The organism is Empedobacter sp. GD03861 (assembly GCF_029840885.1).
GTDB lineage: Bacteria > Bacteroidota > Bacteroidia > Flavobacteriales > Weeksellaceae > Empedobacter > Empedobacter falsenii_B.
The window spans coordinates 1-20,511 of record NZ_JAOCDJ010000002.1 but is presented as its reverse complement, the minus strand read 5'-3'; the positions used below and the strand labels follow the sequence as shown (position 1 = coordinate 20,511).

The 20,511-nt window shown below is 32.1% G+C and carries 19 protein-coding genes; 13 read left to right on the top strand and 6 right to left on the bottom strand.

Annotated elements, in window-relative coordinates; translation table 11 throughout:
* Window positions 1-9: 9 nt before the first annotated feature.
* Entirely contained in the window at window positions 10-1,128 is a 1,119-nt protein-coding gene (locus N5D03_RS01240; protein ID WP_280050722.1) for a C1 family peptidase, read from the bottom strand.
* 239 nt (window positions 1,129-1,367) lie between these two features.
* Here N5D03_RS01240 and N5D03_RS01235 point away from each other — a divergent pair, with 239 nt between their 5' ends.
* Window positions 1,368-2,723 carry an orotate phosphoribosyltransferase gene (locus N5D03_RS01235; RefSeq protein ID WP_125349589.1) on the top strand — a complete coding sequence of 452 codons (1,356 nt, stop codon included), beginning with the start codon at window positions 1,368-1,370 and terminating at the stop codon, window positions 2,721-2,723.
* A 73-nt stretch (window positions 2,724-2,796) separates the two neighbouring features.
* Here N5D03_RS01235 and N5D03_RS01230 read toward each other — a convergent pair whose 3' ends face one another.
* Both N5D03_RS01230 and trmB read right to left on the bottom strand, forming a co-directional pair.
* A complete protein-coding gene (locus N5D03_RS01230; protein ID WP_280050721.1) occupies window positions 2,797-4,248 on the bottom strand; it encodes a M20/M25/M40 family metallo-hydrolase in 1,452 nt (483 codons plus the stop codon).
* Between the two features lie 94 nt (window positions 4,249-4,342).
* A complete protein-coding gene (gene trmB, locus N5D03_RS01225; protein WP_114998671.1) occupies window positions 4,343-5,020 on the bottom strand; it encodes a tRNA (guanosine(46)-N7)-methyltransferase TrmB in 678 nt (225 codons plus the stop codon).
* Between the two features lie 135 nt (window positions 5,021-5,155).
* Here trmB and N5D03_RS01220 point away from each other — a divergent pair, with 135 nt between their 5' ends.
* Both N5D03_RS01220 and N5D03_RS01215 read left to right on the top strand, forming a co-directional pair.
* On the top strand, window positions 5,156-5,569 hold the full coding sequence (locus N5D03_RS01220; protein WP_125349592.1) for a hypothetical protein: 414 nt from the start codon (window positions 5,156-5,158) through the stop codon (window positions 5,567-5,569).
* Between the two features lie 180 nt (window positions 5,570-5,749).
* Entirely contained in the window at window positions 5,750-6,223 is a 474-nt protein-coding gene (locus tag N5D03_RS01215; RefSeq protein ID WP_180905404.1) for a DUF6702 family protein, read from the top strand.
* Between the two features lie 49 nt (window positions 6,224-6,272).
* On the opposite strand, the gene N5D03_RS01210 is transcribed toward N5D03_RS01215, so the two are convergent.
* Together N5D03_RS01210 and N5D03_RS01205 are read right to left on the bottom strand one after the other, a co-directional pair.
* Window positions 6,273-7,529: a D-alanyl-D-alanine carboxypeptidase gene (locus N5D03_RS01210; protein WP_280050720.1), complete on the bottom strand. Its 1,257-nt coding sequence runs from the start codon at window positions 7,527-7,529 to the stop codon at window positions 6,273-6,275.
* Entirely contained in the window at window positions 7,529-8,431 is a 903-nt protein-coding gene (locus N5D03_RS01205; protein ID WP_280050719.1) for a mechanosensitive ion channel domain-containing protein, read from the bottom strand. Before N5D03_RS01205 ends, N5D03_RS01210 begins: the two co-directional genes overlap by 1 nt.
* Before the next feature lie 178 nt (window positions 8,432-8,609).
* Between N5D03_RS01205 and N5D03_RS01200 the strand changes: the two genes are divergently transcribed.
* From N5D03_RS01200 to N5D03_RS01190, 3 genes are all read left to right on the top strand, one after another.
* Window positions 8,610-9,911 carry an OmpA family protein gene (locus tag N5D03_RS01200; RefSeq protein ID WP_280050718.1) on the top strand — a complete coding sequence of 434 codons (1,302 nt, stop codon included), beginning with the start codon at window positions 8,610-8,612 and terminating at the stop codon, window positions 9,909-9,911.
* A gap of 112 nt (window positions 9,912-10,023) precedes the next feature.
* Entirely contained in the window at window positions 10,024-11,154 is a 1,131-nt protein-coding gene (gene tgt / locus N5D03_RS01195) for a tRNA guanosine(34) transglycosylase Tgt (protein ID WP_038337127.1), read from the top strand.
* Window position 11,155: 1 nt separating this feature from the next.
* Entirely contained in the window at window positions 11,156-12,250 is a 1,095-nt protein-coding gene (locus N5D03_RS01190) for an LptF/LptG family permease (RefSeq protein ID WP_114998662.1), read from the top strand.
* A gap of 62 nt (window positions 12,251-12,312) precedes the next feature.
* Here the strand turns inward: N5D03_RS01190 and N5D03_RS01185 are convergent, their stop codons facing one another.
* A complete protein-coding gene (locus tag N5D03_RS01185; protein WP_280050717.1) occupies window positions 12,313-13,788 on the bottom strand; it encodes an anion permease in 1,476 nt (491 codons plus the stop codon).
* Window positions 13,789-14,396: 608 nt separating this feature from the next.
* Here N5D03_RS01185 and N5D03_RS01180 point away from each other — a divergent pair.
* From N5D03_RS01180 to N5D03_RS01150, 7 genes are all read left to right on the top strand, one after another.
* On the top strand, window positions 14,397-15,647 hold the full coding sequence (locus tag N5D03_RS01180) for a hypothetical protein (RefSeq protein WP_280050716.1): 1,251 nt from the start codon (window positions 14,397-14,399) through the stop codon (window positions 15,645-15,647).
* A 154-nt stretch (window positions 15,648-15,801) separates the two neighbouring features.
* Window positions 15,802-17,724 (top strand): threonine--tRNA ligase, encoded by a 1,923-nt coding sequence (gene thrS, locus N5D03_RS01175; protein ID WP_219033819.1) that lies wholly within the window; start codon window positions 15,802-15,804, stop codon window positions 17,722-17,724.
* A gap of 59 nt (window positions 17,725-17,783) precedes the next feature.
* Window positions 17,784-18,293: a translation initiation factor IF-3 gene (gene infC, locus N5D03_RS01170; RefSeq protein WP_236688239.1), complete on the top strand. Its 510-nt coding sequence runs from the start codon at window positions 17,784-17,786 to the stop codon at window positions 18,291-18,293.
* Between the two features lie 59 nt (window positions 18,294-18,352).
* Window positions 18,353-18,550 carry a 50S ribosomal protein L35 gene (rpmI, locus tag N5D03_RS01165; protein WP_038337133.1) on the top strand — a complete coding sequence of 66 codons (198 nt, stop codon included), beginning with the start codon at window positions 18,353-18,355 and terminating at the stop codon, window positions 18,548-18,550.
* Window positions 18,551-18,645: 95 nt separating this feature from the next.
* Window positions 18,646-18,990 (top strand): 50S ribosomal protein L20, encoded by a 345-nt coding sequence (gene rplT / locus N5D03_RS01160; RefSeq protein ID WP_038337134.1) that lies wholly within the window; start codon window positions 18,646-18,648, stop codon window positions 18,988-18,990.
* A gap of 134 nt (window positions 18,991-19,124) precedes the next feature.
* Window positions 19,125-19,790, top strand: coding sequence for a phosphatase PAP2 family protein (locus N5D03_RS01155; protein ID WP_181816269.1), 666 nt, complete (start codon window positions 19,125-19,127; stop codon window positions 19,788-19,790).
* Window positions 19,774-20,511, top strand: a 738-nt coding sequence (locus N5D03_RS01150; protein WP_280049319.1) for a nitrilase-related carbon-nitrogen hydrolase, incomplete at its 3' end; no start/stop codon positions are given. The genes N5D03_RS01155 and N5D03_RS01150, both read left to right, overlap by 17 nt.

Sequence of the window (20,511 nt, the reverse complement as noted above, 5' to 3'; positions counted from 1 at the left end):
TGAGTGATTTTATTTTATACCTAATTGCTTTTTCACTTCTTTTGACAACGCATCTTTGTGCACTGTAAAAGCAATTGATTTCATTCTGAAAAATGGTTTCGACATATAAATATGCCCATTATTTCCTAAATCTGTTGTTCCCCAAGAATTTTTGACATCATAATATTGATTTCCCAATTGATCTTTCAAAATTCCCGTAATATGCATTAAATGATCATCCTCTGTCGAATAATCTTCGAAACCTTTTTGACGTTCATCAGCAGAAACCCATTTTTCAGGTAAAATCTGAACAAAATAATCTGATTCTAAACCTTCTGAAGGCCAAATTGCCATTCCATACTTTTTAGAAAATGTTTTTTCAGAAACATCTGTATCAAAAGCTGCTGTATATCCTTTATATAATGCTTCGTCCAAAACTTTCATGTATTCATCTAACGGTAAATTATAATATGAACCATTTGAAAAATTATCTGGCACTTGTAAAATAAATTGTGAATAATAAGGCGCTTGCTGAAAAGATGTCAAGGTTACATAATCATCAGGATTTATTTTCAAGGCTTTTGCAAATTCTTGTGGCGTATATTCTTTTCCTTCGAATTTGAATTTTGTCGGAGGAACACCTAATTTATCATTCAATTTTTGATCAAATTTTGATTTCCAATCTGCTGTTAAATATTTTTTAGGATTTTTTACAATCGAATCTAATCCAACTTTCAAATCCTTTACCAACATTTCGTGGTTATGTTTCACATCTGTTCCATTCGCAAAACCTGCATAAACTTCGTTTGGAACTAATCCATTTTTACGAACCGAGTTTAATACATCATGCGACAAACCTCCTTCACTAAATTGTGCTTTTCCTTGGCGATATATATAATTATAAGCTTTTACAGGATAAGTAAAACGCACATTATACATTTCCGATAAATCGACATCTTTTCCTGTCAAACGCTTCACTTCCGATTCTAAAAAAGAAGTTGTCGAAAATGACCAACAAGTTCCCGTTTTTCCTTGCGAAATAATAGGAAGTGCAGAATTATTAACTAATTCTTTGAATTTGAAAGGCGTTTCTTGTGCCGAAACCAACATACTTACAAAAGCGATGCTAGCGAATATATATTTTTTCATTTGTGTTTGTATAGATTTCAAAAGTAAAGTTATTTTATGAAGTTTTCATCTAAAACGGCTCCAAATTGAATGTTTCTTAATTAGAAAAATTATTTCAGAATTTATAATATTTCACTTTTCGAACAAATTATAAATCAAATCAGTATAAATATTCAATTTTTATTCATCTTAAAATTAATTTTCGTGAAAATGCCATAAATGACTCAAAAACCTATTAACTTTGCTCAAACATTACACAGATGCAACCAAGAGAAGATTTTTTATTGAAAGCTTACGAGCTGGGAATTATAAAATTTGGAAATTTTACTTTAAAAAGTGGTATAGAATCTCCTTTCTATGTCGATTTAAGACCTTTAGCTTCGAGTCCACAATTACTAAAAACTTTAGCAAATAACTTATTAGATTTAGTTGAAGATGTAGAATACGACTTGATTTGTGGTGTGCCTTATGCAGCTTTGCCAATGGCGACTACAATGAGTTTAACATCGAATATTCCTTTGATTATCAAACGTAAAGAAAACAAAGGTTACGGTACTAAACGTATGGTAGAAGGTGTTTTTGCGGAAGGACAATCTTGTCTTTTGGTCGAAGATGTAATTACTTCTGGACAATCTTTATTAGAAACAATTGATCAAGTTGAGCGCGAAGGTTTACGTGTAAAAGATTTGGTGGTTGTTTTAGATCGTGCGCAAGGTGGATCTGAAAAATTGAAAGAACAAGGTTACAATGTGAAAACGTTATTTACAATTCACGAGGTAATCGATATTTTACATAAATATCACCGTTTAAGTGATGATGAAGCGAAAAAAATCAAAGACTTTTTAGCTCTACCTCCAGAAGCGGTTCCTGCAAAACAACGTATTGCATTGGAAAACAAAAAAATTGTACATCCAGTTGGAAAACGTTTGGTTGAATTAGCATTGAAAAAACAATCTAACTTAATTGCTTCTGCAGATTTAATTACTTCTGAAGAAATTACAGATTTCGCTAAAAAGGTTGGTGATCATATTGTTGCGTTAAAATTACATTCAGATATTATTCAAGATTTTTCGGATAACTTAATTGTTGAGTTGAAAAAAATCGCACGTGAAAAAGAATTCTTATTATTCGAAGATCGCAAGTTTGGAGATATTGGAAATACGCAAGAATTACAATTTAAGAAATCGATTTACAAAATTTCTGATTGGGCAGATTTAGTAACTGTTCATCCAATTGGAGGTTTAGAATCATTAAAAGTTTTCGAAAATACCGGAGTTATCACAATTGTTGAAATGTCTTCGAAAGGAACATTGACTGATGATTATTACTTTACAAAAGCAATTAATGTTTCGGAACAATCTGGAAATGTTTTAGGAGCTGTTGCACAACGCCAAATTCCTGATAACTTGTTATTGTTTACGCCTGGTGTTAATATTTCTTCGACTGGAGATAGCAAAGGACAACAGTATAATACGCCAGAATTAGTTTTCAAAAATTACCACACAGACTTTATGATTGTTGGTCGTGGAATTTACAAAGCTGCTGATGTAAAAACTGCGGCAAAAGAATACCAAACGTTAGGTTGGGTTTCTTACCTACAAAGTTTGAATGACTAAGATTTAGATAAATTTCAAAAATATAAAAGCAAGCTATTTCAGCTTGCTTTTTGTTTTTTATTTGGTAAGAAATCTACTTCAATATAAATTTATGCGAAACACTATTTCCATTATCATCTTGAATTGTTGCGACATAAAATCCTGCTGATAAGTTAGAAAGATTTACACTTCCATTAGAATTTTCAGTATTTATCGTTTTAATCATTCGTCCTGTTGCATCAATAATTTTAATCGAAATTTGAGACTCAAAATTTAATTGATAATTCAATGTTTTGTTTGAAATATAAATTTTAGATGAATTTCTATCAACATCATTTGTCCCTAAAGTTGATGTTTTAGCAGCTTCAACCACATATTCGATTCCTAATTTTGTAAACTTCGCAGCATGCGTAGAGGTTTTCCCAAGAGTTGCATATGTATCATTTACAGAATGAATGTATGGATTGCTATCTTGCATTTTAGCCTCGAAAGGTAAAGTTGCCGCAAAACCATTATCCGACCAACTAAAATGATCTGAACATCCGTATCCACATTGTGAAGTATCATACGTGAATTGATGTAAACCAGTTTTGTTGTATTCGTCCATCAATTGCATCAAAAACGAATTGAGATTTGCATCACAATAAGCATCCGTCATCAAAATAACATCTTTCGTAGAACCTTTGTAATTCGTCATATCAAATTGTACATAACCTATTACATTTTTATTCTCCGAAGCGTATTTCTGCGCAATTTCTTTCGATCCTACTAAACCTATTTCTTCTGCTGCGTAAGCCATAATTTCGGTAGTTCGTTGCGGTTTGAAATTATTTTTTAACAACACACGCAAAACTTCGGTGATTGTTGCAATTCCCGATGCATTATCATCTGCTCCTGGTGCAAAAGTTTGATTTGCATTCCAACCAACAGTCGAATCGGCATGACCTCCAATAATCACAAATTCATCTTTCTTTTCAATTCCATTAAAAGTCAAAATCAACGACTTCATTGGCGTATTCACATGATCAACGATTCTTACAAATACGTCAGTTCGTCCTGCATCAGCAATCATTTTCACCCAAACTTCTTTCAATTTAAGAACCGCATTATTTGCTTCTTGTCGTGTATGATAACGCGTTTTGAAATCTTCTAACATCAAAATTGTTTTCTCAATTTCTTTCACATCAACATCATTCAAAGCTGTTGTTATAAAAGCTTGTTCTGAAATGGTATAATTGAAAGGTGCTTTTTTCTGAGATGGTTTTTCTTGAAGTGATTGTAGTGCATCTTCTTTCGAATTTTGAAAAACATAACCATGTCCATGCGCAAATTTTCCATGTAAACTTTCAGCAATTTCTGGATGAAAATAAATAGCAGAAAAATTATCTTTCGAAGAAATTATTTCAATAGAATCCGCATGATTTTTTTGTAAAAAAGTGGCATTCTCAGTCTCCATTGTCGCAAAAATGAAATTTTCTCTAGATTGCGAAAAAGAAAAGATATTATGGAATAAAAAAGGTGTTAGGAATAAAAATTTATTTTTCATAAAATCATAAAAGTGTTACAACAAATATATGATTAATAAACTTTTATCAAATTTATTTCAAATAAAAAAATCCATCTTTCGATGGATTTTTTTATTAATATTTTAATTGAAACTTTATATAAGTAATCTTTTTACCTTCTTCCAAAAACTTCGATTCGTAATATGTTTGTACTTCCGTTACAATTGCAGGAATATCCGAATGATCTGGGTGATAAACATCGTGTGTAGAACGAATCACTTCGTGTCCTTCGATGTGAATAACACCATGTGTATATCCGTGTAAAAATTCAGAATCTGTTTTTAAATTAACTGTTCCTTCAGGTTTTAAGATGGTATTGTAACGTCTCAAAAATTCAGGATCTGTTAAACGATGTTTTGTTCTTCTGTATTTGATTTGTGGATCTGGGAAAGTAATCCAAATTTCGCTCACTTCATTTTCTGCAAAAAGATGATCGATAATTTCGATTTGAGTTCGAAGAAATCCAGCATTTTCAATTCCTTCATCCAAACAAGTCTTAGCACCACGCCAAAATCTTGATCCTTTAATATCTACTCCGATAAAATTACGATCCTTGTCACGACGCGCCATTGCAACTGTATATTCTCCTTTTCCGCACCCAAGTTCTAACACAATTGGTTTGTCGTTCTTGAAAAATTCTTTGTTCCAATTTCCTTTTAATGCAAACTCGTTAATTGCCTCTTCTCGTGTTGGTTGAACAACATTCTGAAAAGTTTTATTTTCGTTAAATCTTCTGATTTTATCTTTTCCCATTTCGGATATATTTTGCGCGAAATTACGAGATTTTGATTAATCTAAAAAACTGTTCTGAAAACACATAAATATCATCAAATAGTATTTATGTAAAAAGGTTTGTTATTTTTGTATTGAAAAACTAAAATTAGAAAAATGGATTTTATCAAACAATTTCATAGTGGCTGGGCTTATCTTGTGATTTTGATGGGCGTTATCTTTGTGATTTCAACATTAATTTATGCGATTTCTAAAAAAGATACAAACGCAACAATAAAAAAAATCGGGTTATTTACAACCATTACTTTTCACGTTCAATTATTACTTGGATTAGTCTACTATATTATGATGTTTTCTGCTTTGGAACCATCAGGAATAATGAAAGATTCTGGCTTGAGATTAACTTTTGTTGAACACCCTATGATGATGATTGCAGGTGTTGTTTTTATGACAATTGCGAATGCAAAATTAAAACGATCTACAACTGTACCAATGAGCGTTGCAGTCTTTGCAATTATTGGTTTAGTTTGTATTTTAAGTAGAATTCCTTACCATGTTTGGTTTGCTTAAAAATTTAGAATAAATTCATAGAAAAGAGTATTAAGTTATTAATACTCTTTTTATATTTTTATGTGATTTATAATTTTTTTATTCTAATTTCGTTATTAACAAGTCGCTAAAGCTTTCTTTTAAATTTTAAGAATCTTTGGCACTCGATTTGAAATAGACTTGTACAAACTAAGAAATAAAATGAAATATATAAAATATCTATTCTCTTTGCTTTTGGTTTTAGTAGCTTTTAACCTAAGTGCCCAAGATTTTCATACAGCAAATATCAAGGTTGATTACGAACAAGAAACCGGAACTTTAAACATAACCGCGCGTACATTTACCAATCAGTTGGAAAAAGCAGTTGGTGCAGATGTTTCGAACAAATCTAACTTTGAGAACAAGTTGAAAGCGTATGTAAATAGTAAAGTTGATGTCAAAGTAAATGGTAAAGCTCTAGGAACTTCTTATTATGGTTATCAGGTAAATGATAAATCTACACGAGTTTTCTTTAAGTTTGATAAAATTTCTGATATCAGCTCGATAGAACTAAAAGTGGCTTTGTTGACAGATATTTTTAACGATCAACAAAACATTGTAACTTTTGATGTCAAAAATAAAAAAGACACAAAAGTATTAACAGGAAATAACGACACCGTAAAGATGTCTTTCTAATAAAGCAAAAGCCTTCCGAAATCGGAAGGCTTTTTTATTTCAAATATGCTTAATAATTATCTCTAATAATTCGTAATAACTTTTCGTTCTCATTTCGAATCCAAGATAAATCTTTGATCGAATTATTATTCATCAAACTAAAAATTAACGTTCTTCCAGATTTCGTTTTCAAATAACCACTCAACGTTACATTATTGTTCAACGTTCCTGTTTTGGCATAAATATAAGGTTGCGCCGAATCTTTGTATCTATTTTTGATTGTTCCCGTTTTACCACCGATTGGGAAAATAGAAAACAAACGTTGCTCAGGAAATTCGTTATACATTTTCCCTAAAACTTGTGCAAAACTTTGTGGTGTAAACAAATTATAACGCGATAATCCCGAACCGTCAAACCATTCTGGTTGTTGTTTCAAATCATTCAACAAATATCTTTTCGAATAGGTAATCGTTTCAGAAGCGCTCAGTTTTCCTGGTAAAGTACTCGAAGCTAAAATCAATAAATGTTCAGCCAAAAAATTATCGCTATTTTCCATCATTTCGCGGTAAACATCATCTGATTTCTGACTATAAAACACTTTCGGATTATTAACCATTGGCGTTTTGACCATATCAACAGGTTTTCCCAAAATTTGCGACAACGATTTTTCTATTACCGTTTCATTCACAATAAAAGGAACTTTTTCTGTTCGTTTTTTATTGCTGATATAAAATTTATTGTCATAGAAATTCCTCGGCTCTGGCATTTCTCTAATTTCTGTTAATTCTTCAAAATATGTTGGAAATGTTTTGATTGAACTTCCATTTTTCGAAATCGAAACTAAATTTTCATGAATCGGAAACTGACTTCTTTCTGGCGCATAATCTTTTCTAAAATCGTCCCAAGTCCAACCTGGTAAAAAAGATTCTTCGTCGAAATTATTCCAATGAAAAACAATTTTAGAACCATTATTTTTCAGGAAATCTAACGCTCGTGTATTTTTATATTTTGGATGCAAAAAAGTTGGATCTCCAGTTCCTTCGATATGCAATTCGTCACCAATCAACTGATATTTGAATGCAGGAATAGAATCGTTCAACATTTTCATCGCTGTATACAACGTAAAAATTTTGGTGTTAGATGCTGGAATAAAAAATTTGTTTCCGTTATAATTATAAATTTCTTCTTTCGTGATTGGATCATACAAATAAAATCCCGTGAATTGAGTGGAATAGAAATCAGAATTGAGATGTTTCTCAATTAATTCGGTTTGCGCAAAAAGATGCACAGACGAAAAAATTGATAATATGGTAAGTAAATACTTCATTAATCTTTGTTCTCGAAAGGAATTGTTGACGAATTCGATTCGTTTTTAATAATCATTTCTGTATGTGGATAAGGCATCGAAATATTATTGTCGTCCAACGCATATTTCACCGCGCGATACAATTGCCAATAAGCTGTCCAATAATCGCTATTTTTCACATAACAACGCACAGCCAAATTCACAGAACTTGCAGCAAATTCTAGAATCTCAACCGTTTTAGATTGTGTATCATCAACCAATTCATTTTTCTCTAAAACATTCAACAAAACTTCGCGCGCTTTGTCAAAATCATCATCATAAGAAATACCAACATTTACATCTAATCTTCTAAATTCGTTTGTAGAAAAGTTTGTAATAGGGTTATTAAATAAATTTCCGTTTGGAAGTGTAATTACTTGTCCTTTGGCAGTGTCTAAAACAGTATTTAAGATACTAATCGATCTAACTGTACCTTCATTACCCTGAGATACAATGTAATCTCCAACCTTAAAAGGTTTAAAAATTAAAATTAAAATTCCAGCAGCGAAGTTAGATAACGATCCTTGCAATGCTAAACCAACTGCTAAACCAATACCACCAATTGCTGCAATTAAACCAGAAGCATTTAGACCTAAACGATCTACAACAAACATAATGATGATTACTTTTAATACAATATTGATTATAGGTATTAAGAATGTGCGGATCGATGGATCAACACCTCTAACAATCATGCGATTTTCAATAAAATTTTTAAATTTCGTAGATACCCAAAATCCTACAACTAAAATTAAAATTGCTGAAACTAAGCTCCATCCAACTTCAGAGCCTTTCGTTAATAACCATTGTGTAAAGTTTTCTAAATCCTTAAATGGTGTTGTTATTACATCTTGCAAACTATCTACCTTGTCTTGCTCTTGCATAATTATTCTTTTTTATTAGTAATTCAGTTGATAAAATTAGTTCCAATCTAACATCTTTTCAAAAAAATAGAAAAATTATCATTTTTTTTAACTAATTTTAATAAATATGAATATTGGTACAATATTCGTTAAGAACAAATTACAACTTAAAAAAGGCTATAATTAAAAATTAAAATCTATGAACATTATTGAATTAGTAAAAGGGTATATTACCCCAGATTTGATCTCGAAAACTTCATCAGAATTAGGTGAAAATGAATCGGGAATTTCTAAAGCAATCAATGCATTTATTCCTATTCTTTTAGGAGGTGTTTTAGAAAAAAAGAATTCTACTACAGGCTTATTTCATACCATCAAATCTTTTGGTGCTTCTCGTGGATTAGCAAATATTTCGACAGAACAAGAAACACCAGACACAATTAAAGAATTAATCAATGTTATTTTTGGTTCGAATGCGCAACCAATCGTTTCTAAAATTGCTGAATATGCAGGAATTTCAACAGGTTCATCTTCAAAATTATTAGACTTAACAGCTTTAACAACTTTTGGATCTATTGGGAAAGAAGCCGAATTTAACAATGTAACAGAAGCTGATTTCTTTTCATCTTTAGGAGGAATTAAAGATAAAATTTTAGGATTAATCCCAACTGGCTTAGGACTTGGAGCTTTAGGTTTAGGAACAATGTTTAATGATGCGCCTAAAATCACTGAAACAATAGATGTTGCAAAAGATCATGTAACTGAAACTATTACAGAAACAAGAAAAGTAGTTGATGTAGAACCGGAAGAAAAACCTTATGTAGCGCCAGTTGATGCTTACGCAGAAACTCATAACAACAATGATGGCGGAGGTTTTTGGAAATGGTTAATTCCATTAATTTTAGTTGCTTTAGCGGCCTTTTTCTTATTAAAAAAATGCAATAAGAACGAAGAAAAAACAGTTGTTACAGAAGAAACTGAAATTGTGGTTGATTCATTAAATGAGGATTCTCTAAACGCTGCACCAAAAGAATTATCTGATATTGATTTAGATGGTGTTGCATTGAAAGGATATGCAAATGGATTAGAAGATCAAATTATCAAATTTATCAAAGCGCCAGATTTTGCAACAATGACAGAAGATCAATTGAAAGAAAAATGGTTCAACTTTGATAATGTTAACTTCGTTTTTGGTAAAACAGATCAATTAGAATCAGGTTCTGACGTTCAATTAGATAATGTTGCTGCAATTTTGAAAAAATATCCAACTGCAAAAATTAAACTTGGAGCGTACACAGATAAAGTTGGTGATGATGCAAAAAACAAAGAAATCTCTCAAAAAAGAGCAGATTACTTAAAAGCTGAATTAACAAAACGTGGTGTTGGTGCGCAAGTTATTGCTGCCGAAGGTTACGGAGAAGAATTTGCAAAAGTAGCTGAAACAGCTTCTGACGCAGAAAGAGCTTCTGATCGCAAAATGTCATTACGTTTTACAAAATAATCATTTCATAAAATTTTTAAATAAGGGGTAAAGGCAACTTTATCCTTATTTTTTTGTTATTTTTTTCGAAACCAACTCGCAACAAGCTAAACAATTAATATCTTTGCACACTATGAAATTTTCAATCGATAAAAAAGACGAATTTTCTAAGGCAAGAGCTGGTGTTGTAGAAACCGATCATGGTAAAATCGAAACACCTATTTTTATGCCAGTTGGTACGGTTGGTACAGTAAAATCTGTTCACCAACGTGAATTAGAAGAAGATATTAAAGCCCAAATCATTCTTGGAAATACTTATCATTTGTATTTGCGTCCAGGAACTGATATTTTGCACAGAGCGGGCGGATTACATAAATTTATGAATTGGCAAAAACCAATCTTAACAGATTCTGGAGGATTCCAAGTGTATTCTTTAGCAACAAGTCGTAAAAAATCTGAAGAAGGTGTGCGTTTCAAATCGCATATCGATGGTTCTTACCATATGTTTACGCCAGAAAAATCAATGGAAATTCAACGTTATATCGGAGCTGATATTTTTATGGCTTTTGATGAATTAACAGGAATTCCAGCAAAATATCACGATGCAAAACGTGCTATGCACGTGACACATCGTTGGTTGGAGCGTTGTAGAACTTGGTTAAACAATAATCCTGAATATTACGATCACAAACAAACGCTTTTCCCAATTGTACAAGGAAATGATTTCAAAGATTTGCGTCAAGAATCAGCAAAATATATTGCGGATTTCGGTGCAGAAGGAAATGCTATTGGTGGATTATCTGTTGGTGAACCAGAACCTGTGATGTACGAAATGACGGATATCGTAACAGAAATTCTTCCACAAGACAAACCTCGTTATTTAATGGGAGTTGGAACACCTTGGAATATCATCGAATGTATTGCTTTAGGAGTTGATATGTTCGACTGTGTTATGCCAACTCGTAATGCGCGTAACGCCATGTTGTTCACGTGGAATGGTGTTATGAATATGAAAAATGCAAAATGGAAAGATTGTTTTGAACCATTAGACGAAAACGGGACTAGCTATGTGGATAGTTATTACACAAAAGCCTATGTTCGTCATTTGTTCAATGCCAACGAAGCTTTAGGAAAACAAATTGCATCTGTTCATAACCTTGCGTTTTATTTAGATTTGGTAAGAGTTGCAAGACAGCATATCTTAGCAGGAGATTTCGCTCAATGGAAAGAACAAATTGTTCCACAATTAAAACAACGTCTGTAGTTTGAAAATAATTGATAAATACATCATCCGAAACTTTATCGGAACCTTTATCTTCATGGTTTTGATTTTGTCTACTATCGCTGTTATTGTCGATCTTAGTCAAAAATTAGGACGTATTAATGATAGTGGTTCTACAGCTTTTTCGGCTTTAACCCAATTTTACCCTTATTGGTCTATTTGGATTATCAACACCTTTTTACCAATTGCCGTTTTTATCACTGTGATTTATTTTACATCACGACTTACGATGCAAACCGAAATTGTAGGTGTGCTTTCGGGTGGTATTAGTTTTTATCGATTTACACTTCCATATATTTGGGTTGCTATATTTTTAGCTGTTTCTGCTTTGGTAGTAGGAAATGTGGTTTTGCCTTGGGCAAATATCAAAAAAAATAAATACCAATACACCCATTTATTGAGTAATAACGACAAGGAAGAATATTATAAACGACAACGTATCGGTTCGCAAATTTCTCCTGATGAGTTTGTTTTTGTAGATAGTTATGACAGAACAGAAAAATTAGGAAGTTCTTTTATGTATCAAAAATTTGATTCGACTGAGTTGAAAAAACAAATCATCGCTTCAAGTTTTAATTGGAATGATAAAGATTCTACTTATGCATTAATGAGTGTTTACACACGCGAAATTAACAAGGATAAAACCGAAAAGTTAAATTACGAAGCCAATACAAATTTGAAGTTACCAGCTTCTCCTGATGAAATTTTACCAGAAGAATATGTTGCTGAAACAATGAATACCTTCGAATTAAATGAATTTATTCAGAAACAAAAAGCAAAAGGTTCTGCCAATGTAAATACATACGAAAATGAATTAAATAACCGTTTGAGCGTACCATTTTCAACTATTATTTTGACACTTTTAGCTTTATCGCTTTCATCTAAAAAACGTCGTGGAGGAATCGGAATCAATCTTGCAGTTGGTATTTCGTTAGCGTTTGTCTACATTTTCTTCTCGCAAACAACGTCTACGTTTTCCGAAAAAGGATATGTTTCGCCACTTGTCGCCTCATGGATACCAAACATCGTCTTCGGATTACTAACTTTGTTTTTATATTTCAGACGAGCACGTTCATAAAATATTTCAAAATCCAGTTTCGAAAAGAACTGGATTTTTTATTTCCTATTTGTTAATTCATTTTACCAATAACCTAGTAATTTCCACCAAGCCCCTCCTACTAACAAGAAGATTAACAAGTTCACTACACTCATCACAAAACCTGTTTTCCACCATTCACCGAGCGTTGTATAACCCGAACCAAAAATAATAGGTGCAGTTCCTGTTCCATAATGTGTTAACGACATCATGATTGAAGATGAAAAACCAAGTACTAATGCCCAAAGCATTGGAGGTGCTCCTAAAGCAATTCCAGCTGCAAAAAACGCTGCAAACATCGCAGTAATATGTGCTGTTGTACTTGCAAAGAAATAATGAGAATAAACATATACAAGTAGCAAAATAATAGAAGCAGTTATCCAATCAAATCCAAAACTCGCAATTCCATTCCCAACCGTTGAAGCCAACCAAGAAACTAAACCTAACTTCCCTAAAAACCCTGCCATCATCACCAAAGCAGCAAACCAAACAATTGTATCCCAGGCTCCCGTATTTTTCAAAATATCTTCCCATGTTAATACACCTGTTACAATCAAAATAGATAATCCAATAAAGGCTGCTGTAGTTGGCTGCACACTATATTCAGAACCAAATATCAAAGCAGGAATACCTGCCCACAGAAGTAATAAAATAGTAAACACACCCATTGTAATTTTCTCACTAAGAGAAATCGGACCTAATTCTTTCATTTTTTCTTTTGCGAAAACTGGTGCATCAGGTGTTTTCTTAATTTCAGGAGGGTATATTAAATATATAACTAAAGGCATAATGACTAATGCTACCAATGCAGGAACAATTGCCGCTACAGCCCACATCCCCCACGTTAATGTTTCTCCTGGGTGAGTTCCTTCATAAACTAAACTTACAATCAATGGATTGGGTGCTGTTGCAGTAATAAACATAGCAGATGTAATCGGATTAGTATTATAATTGACTAATGCCAAATAACGACCAATTTTTTCTGTTGAACCTCGCTCAGGCTTAGAACCAAAACTATTTGCAATGGAACGCATAATTGGATGAATAATTCCACCACCACGCGCTGTATTACTTGGTGTGATTGGAGCTAGTAATGTTTCCGCAAAAGATAGTGAATACGCTATTCCTAATGTTTTTTTACCAAAAAGGGATATAAAAAAATAACCAATCCGAGCTCCTAGTCCTGTTTTCTTTAAACTTATCGATATCATAACAGCAACCCCAATTAACCAAATCAAATCATTTGAAAAACCACTCAATGCATCAGCTAATGCATCTTTTGTACTTTCCGGATTTGTAACTCCTGTAATTGCAACTAAACTTATCGCAACAATGGATACACCTCCAATTGGTAAAGCCTTTCCTATAATTGCTGCAATTGTTCCTGCAAATAGTGCTAACAAATGCCACGCATTCGGACTTACACCTTCTGGTACTGGAATAAGAAACCATACAATGAGTGTAATTGCTATTGCAATAGAAGCGGGAAGAATTTTGATTGGGACTAATTTATTTTCCATATTCTCTACTTTTTCAATAAAACGGTTTGTGAGTTGATTATAAATTTAAGTATTCTTTTTCAATGATTAATAAACATTTACTAAATAATAAACACTAAAAAGAACTTCTTTTTAATAACCTTTATGAAAAATTTATATTTGCAATTATAATTCCAAATTACCTTCTCTTTTCTACTAAATCTATTCTTTTTGAATTCCACTTATTATTAAATGAAGGATTATAACCTTAAATTTTTAGTTACTTTTAATCAAGAAAAAAGTGATAAAAAATCAACAATTTATTCAATAACAACACTAATTAAAAAAATTATATATACAAAATGTCACAATTTCTATATCAGTGTATATCCAAAACAACATTTTTCTGTATCCGTCCTGTATCCACGCTATATCCATCCTGTATGTATTCTATATCCGTTCTGTATGGTTTGTTCGGTGTTCCTATATCCGTTATAGGTATTGAAGGAATCATTTGATTTATTATATACATCATTTTAATCAATTCACTAAAAATAAAATAATGAATGTTTCCTTCAAATAAAGGATTTTTTTATTCAACTGTAAATGAGTATATTTAGCATTTAAATATTAAACGACAACCTATTACTATGAAAAAAATAATCCCCTTTTTATTTTTACTCCTTTCGATTTCTATTTTTGCGCAAGAAACATTAAATACGATGTTTTACAATGTGTTCAAATTCCCGAATTCACTTCCTCAAAATCGCCAATTAATCTTAAGAGATGTTTTAGACGAATACAAACCTGATCTATTTATGATTTGCGAATTAGTATCAGAAAATGGTGCTGATTTAATCCTAAATACTTCCTTGCAAAATCAACCTGATCAATTTGCTCGTGCTGTTTTTATACCTGACGAAACTAAATTGGATGATCCATTACAAACCATGGTTTTTTATAATACGCGTAAATTGACATTAGTCAACCAAGAAAAAATACCAACTGTTTATCGCGACATCAATCAATATTCTTTTCAATTAAATATTACTTCAAACGATCCTATTCATTTAGAAGTTTTTGTTGCGCATCTAAAATCAAGTACAGGACCTGCAAATCGTCAAATGCGTTTGGAAATGGTGCAAGAAGTCACAAAATCCTTGAAAAAATTAACGCAACCTAATACATATGTTCTTTTTGCTGGAGATTTTAATTTTTATAATTCATCAGAACCAGCTTATCAAGAAATTATCAATCCGGCAAATGCTATTTTGATGATTGATCCATTAAATGCACTTGGAAATTGGCAAGACAATCCAGCTTTTAGTTATTTACATACACAAAGTACACGCGTTTCTAACATAGGTTTTGGAAGCGGAACTAATGCAGGGGCAAGTGGCGGTTTAGATGATCGTTTTGATTTTATTATGATGAGTGAAAATTTCAAAAACAGCTCACGTTTTTCTTTTATAAACGATAGTTATAAAGCGTATGGAAATAATGGAGATTGTTTGAATAAAGATGTTAAAGATCCTGATTGTACAGGCATTTACTCTCAAACTCTACGAACTAATTTGTACAATATGAGCGATCATTTACCTGTTGTGATGCAATTTAAAATTCATGAGAGTTTAAGTACAAAATCAATTGAATCAAAACCTTTTATCTGGTTAAAATCAGCAAATATTACGAATGATAAAATTATAATTGGTATTGATAAAACACAATTAAATACTCAAAATAATATACTTTTCATTTACAATTCAGTTGGACAAAGTGTACAATCGGTTCGTATTAATAATCAATCAAATATAACGATTAATTGTCAAGGATTAGCGGCTGGAATTTATTATATTAAAACAAAAGAATCAAACGAAATTTTAAAGTTTATAAAGAGATAATTCAATATTAATTTTATCGAAAACAAGATAATTTCATTCAAAACAATAGCTCAACTATTTACTTAATATTTTAGCTAAAATCAACCCTTTAAAAATTTCGTCAACTTACAGAAAATTCGTAATTTTGCATCCTAGTACAAATTCTAAAAGTAAGATGATAAACATTTCTCTTCCAGATGGAAGTGTAAGACAGTATGAGAGTGGCGTAACTCCTATGGACGTGGCGCTAAGCATTAGTGAAGGTTTAGCACGTAATGTAATTTCGGCTATAGTAAACGATCAACAAGTTGAAACAACAACCCCAATCACCACAGATGCAACGATCAAATTGTTAACCTGGAATGATGAAATGGGTAAAAAAGCTTTTTGGCATTCATCTGCTCACTTATTAGCGCAAGCTATTTTAGAGTTTTATCCAAATGCTAAATTAACTATTGGACCTGCTATTGACAAAGGTTTCTATTACGATGTTGATTTTGGTGAGGATAAATTTACAGAAGCTGATTTTGCGAAAGTAGAAAAAGCAATGTTAGAGAATGCAAAGAAAAAAGCTGAATTCAAATTATATTCAGTTTCAAAAGCAGAAGCATTAGAGACATACAAAGACAATGAATACAAAACAGAATTAATCTCTAATCTACAAGATGGAGATATTACATTCTGTACACACGATAATTTTACAGATTTATGTCGTGGTGGACACATTCCAAACACTGGAATTGTGAAAGCTGCAAAAATCTTGAATGTTGCGGGAGCCTATTGGCGTGGAGATGAGAAAAACAAGATGTTGACTCGTGTTTATGGTATTACATTCCCAAAACAAAAAGATTTAACAGAATATCTTGAGTTATTAGAAGAAGCAAAAAAACGTGATCACCGTAAATTAGGGAAAGAATTAGGTTTATTTGCTTTCTCTGAAAAAGTTGGTGCAGGTTTACCTCTTTGGTTACCAAAAGGAGCTGCTTTGAGAAGAAAATTAGAAAACTTCTTATTGAAAGAGCAACAAAAAATGGGTTACGAAATGGTAATTTCTCCACACATTGGTCAAAAAGAATTGTATGTAACTTCTGGTCACTATGCAAAATATGGTGCAGATAGTTTTCAGCCAATTAAAACGCCAAACGAAGGAGAAGAATTCTTGTTAAAACCAATGAACTGTCCACATCACTGTGAGATTTACAAAACATCTCAATGGTCGTACCGCGATTTACCAAAACGTTATGCAGAGTTTGGTACAGTTTATCGTTACGAACAATCAGGAGAATTACACGGTTTAACGCGTGTTCGTGGATTTACTCAAGATGATGCTCACTTATTCTGTACACCAGATCAATTATTAGAAGAATTCAAAAAAGTAATTGATTTAGTATTATATGTATTTACAAATCTTGGATTTGATAATTATTCGGCTCAAATCTCATTAAGAGATCCAGAGAATAAAGAAAAATACATCGGATCTGATGAAAACTGGGAAAAAGCTGAACAAGCAATTATCACAGCATCAGCAGAAAAAGGTTTACCAACAGTTGTAGAATATGGCGAAGCTGCATTCTATGGACCTAAGTTAGACTTTATGGTGAAAGATGCATTAGGACGTCAATGGCAATTAGGAACAATCCAAGTGGATTATAATTTACCAGAACGTTTTGATTTAACTTACACTGGAGCAGACAACGAAAAACACAGACCAGTAATGATTCACCGCGCGCCATTTGGCTCTATGGAACGTTTCATTGCCATTTTGTTAGAAAATACAGCAGGTAATTTACCACTTTGGTTAACACCAGATTTATTCACAATTTTACCAATTAGTGAAAAATATGTGGAATATGGAGAAAAAGTATTAAATTTGCTGGCCGAAGAAGAAATTAACGGACTGATTGACAGTAGAAACGAGAAAACTGGTAAAAAAATCCGTGATGCCGAAATCGGTAAAATTCCTTTCATGTTAATCATCGGTGAAAAAGAAGCAGAAAACGGTACAGTTTCTGTAAGAAGACACGGAGAAGGTGATTTAGGAGAGATGACGATTCAAGCGTTTATCGACTTCATGAAAGAACAAATCAAATTAAAATAATTTAAAACAGAATAACTATCGCAATTAGAAGAAAAGGCGGCAGAGGTCCAGCCAGAGTAATTAAGGAAGATCAACACAAGATCAATGATAAGATTGACGCGAAAGAAGTACGCGTTGTTGGAGAAGGTATAGAACCTGGTGTATATCCAATAGCTAAAGCTTTAGAACTTGCAGAAGAACAAGGTTTAGATTTGGTAATGATCAGTGAAAAAGCCATTCCACCTGTTTGTCGTGTCGTAGAGTACAAAAAATTCTTATACGAACAAAAGAAAAAAGAAAAAGAGCTTAAAGCTAAACAGCAGAAAGTTGTCGTAAAAGAAATTCGTTTCGGTCCTCAAACAGATGATCATGATTACGAATTCAAAAGACGTCACGCAAGATCTTTCTTAGAAGAAGGTTCGAAATTGAAAGCGTATGTTTTCTTCAAAGGACGTTCTATTATCTTTAAAGATCAAGGAGAAATCTTATTGTTACGTTTAGCTCAAGAATTGGAAGATGTTGGAAAAGTAGAACAAATGCCAAAACTTGAAGGTAAAAGAATGATTATGATGATGGGACCTAAGAAATAATTAGGTTCTTATCATCTTACAAAAAATAAAAAACGTTTTAATTTTAAATATTTGTAATCATGCCAAAATTAAAAACAAAATCTGGAGCGAAAAAACGTTTCAAATTAACAGGAACAGGTAAAATTAAAAGAAAACACGCTTTTAAAAGCCACATCCTAACAAAAAAAGAGACTAAACAAAAGAGAAATTTAACTCAAACTGGTTTAGTTGATCAAGCTGATGTTCATTCAGTAAAACAACAATTAAGATTAAAATAAGAACGTGTTCTTATTTGGTTTATTAATTCATTATTAACCCTGTCGATGGGCCTTAAAGCAGAGCAATCTCGCCCACTACAAAAAAATTAAAAATTATGCCAAGATCAGTAAACGCAGTTGCGTCAAGAGCTAGAAGAAAAAGAGTTTTAAAACTTGCAAAAGGATATTACGGAAGAAGAAAAAACGTTTGGACTGTTGCTAAAAATGCAGTAGAAAAAGGTTTAGTATACGCTTACCGCGATAGACGTCAAAAGAAAAGAAATTTCCGTGCGTTATGGATTCAAAGAATTAACGCTGGAGCAAGATTACACGGATTGTCTTACTCTAAATTTATGGGAGCTATCCACAAAGCTGGAATTGAATTAAATCGTAAAGTTTTAGCTGACTTAGCGATGAACAATCCAGAAGCTTTCAAAGCAATCGTAGAAAAAGTAAAATAATTTTTTTAAACAATATTAAAACGTTTTAAAACTTGGCTATTTAGTCAAGTTTTTTTTTTGCTTAAATTTGAATGAATGTCATTCTAGACTTATTTGGAATCTCATCATAAATGTTATTTAAAAACCCAACTCAAATGAATCAACAAAAAGATTTATTTCTAAGAATTTGGCCATTTTTTGTCGTTTTTTTTATCTACAATTTTGCTGCAATTGCTATGACGCAATATTATGGTCGCGACGAATTACATCTGCATTTCAATCAATACAGCAATCATTATCTCGATAAACTCTTTGTTTTTTATACCGATTTTGGAACCTATTATTTATTTTTTATACTTCTTGGTTATCTATTTTGGAAAACAACTCGAAGATATTTTTATTATTTATTAGTTTCTGGAGCAGTTGCAACAACAATTAGTGTATTCTTTAAGAATGTCTATTTCGAACAAGTTTTACGTCCTGGATATTATTTTACACAGAAAAAAATAGACATTATTCTAGTCAAAGATTATGCGATACAAATGGCTTCAACTTTTCCATCAGGACATTCATTAACAGCGGCAATAATTTCGATGACTTTATGTTTATTAACCAAAAACAGATGGTTACAATTATTTTTTGCACTTCATTTTCCAAGTATCGCAATTAGTAGAATCTACTTATCACGCCATTTTGCGATTGATACCGTTGGTGGTTCGTTTATTGGTTTTTTTATATTTATCTTTATGTATTACATCATCAACCAATCTAATAAACCAAAATTAGATCAAAAATTTATCAACAATGAAAATTCAAAATAAACTTAAAATATCATTAATACAATACGATGTAATCTGGGAAGATACAAAAGCTAATCATTCCTATTTAGACGAATTATTAGCCAATCACCAAACTGATATTATATTGTTACCAGAAATGTTTGCTTCGGGATTCTCGATGAATATAGAAAAAATTGGTCAAAAACCTTTTGGAGAAACCTTCGAATGGATGCAACATAAAGCCAAAGAATTGAATTCTGCAATTGCTGGAAGCATATCTACGCATGAAAATGATAAATACTATAACCGATTTTATTTCATCTGTCCAAGCGGCTCTATTTACATTTACGATAAGAAACATTTGTTCAGTTACGGAAAAGAAGCTGGAGTATATTCAGCAGGAGATAAAATTGTAACGATAGATTATAAAGGATGGCAAATTCGTCCTATTGTTTGCTACGATTTACGATTTCCAGTTTGGATTCGCAATACTGAGGAAAATCCCTACGATTTGATACTTTGTAACGCTAGTTGGCCAAAAGCACGTCGAGAAGCTTGGATTTCACTCCTAAAAGCTCGAGCAATCGAAAATATGGCTTTTATTGCTGGTGTAAATAGAATTGGCGTAGATGGCTATAATCTCGAGTATCAAGGCGATTCGCATTTATTTGATACATTGGGACAAGATTTGAAAACGATTAACAATCATCCTGAAATTTTACAATTTGAAATTGATAAAGAAGAACAAGATAAAACTCGAAAG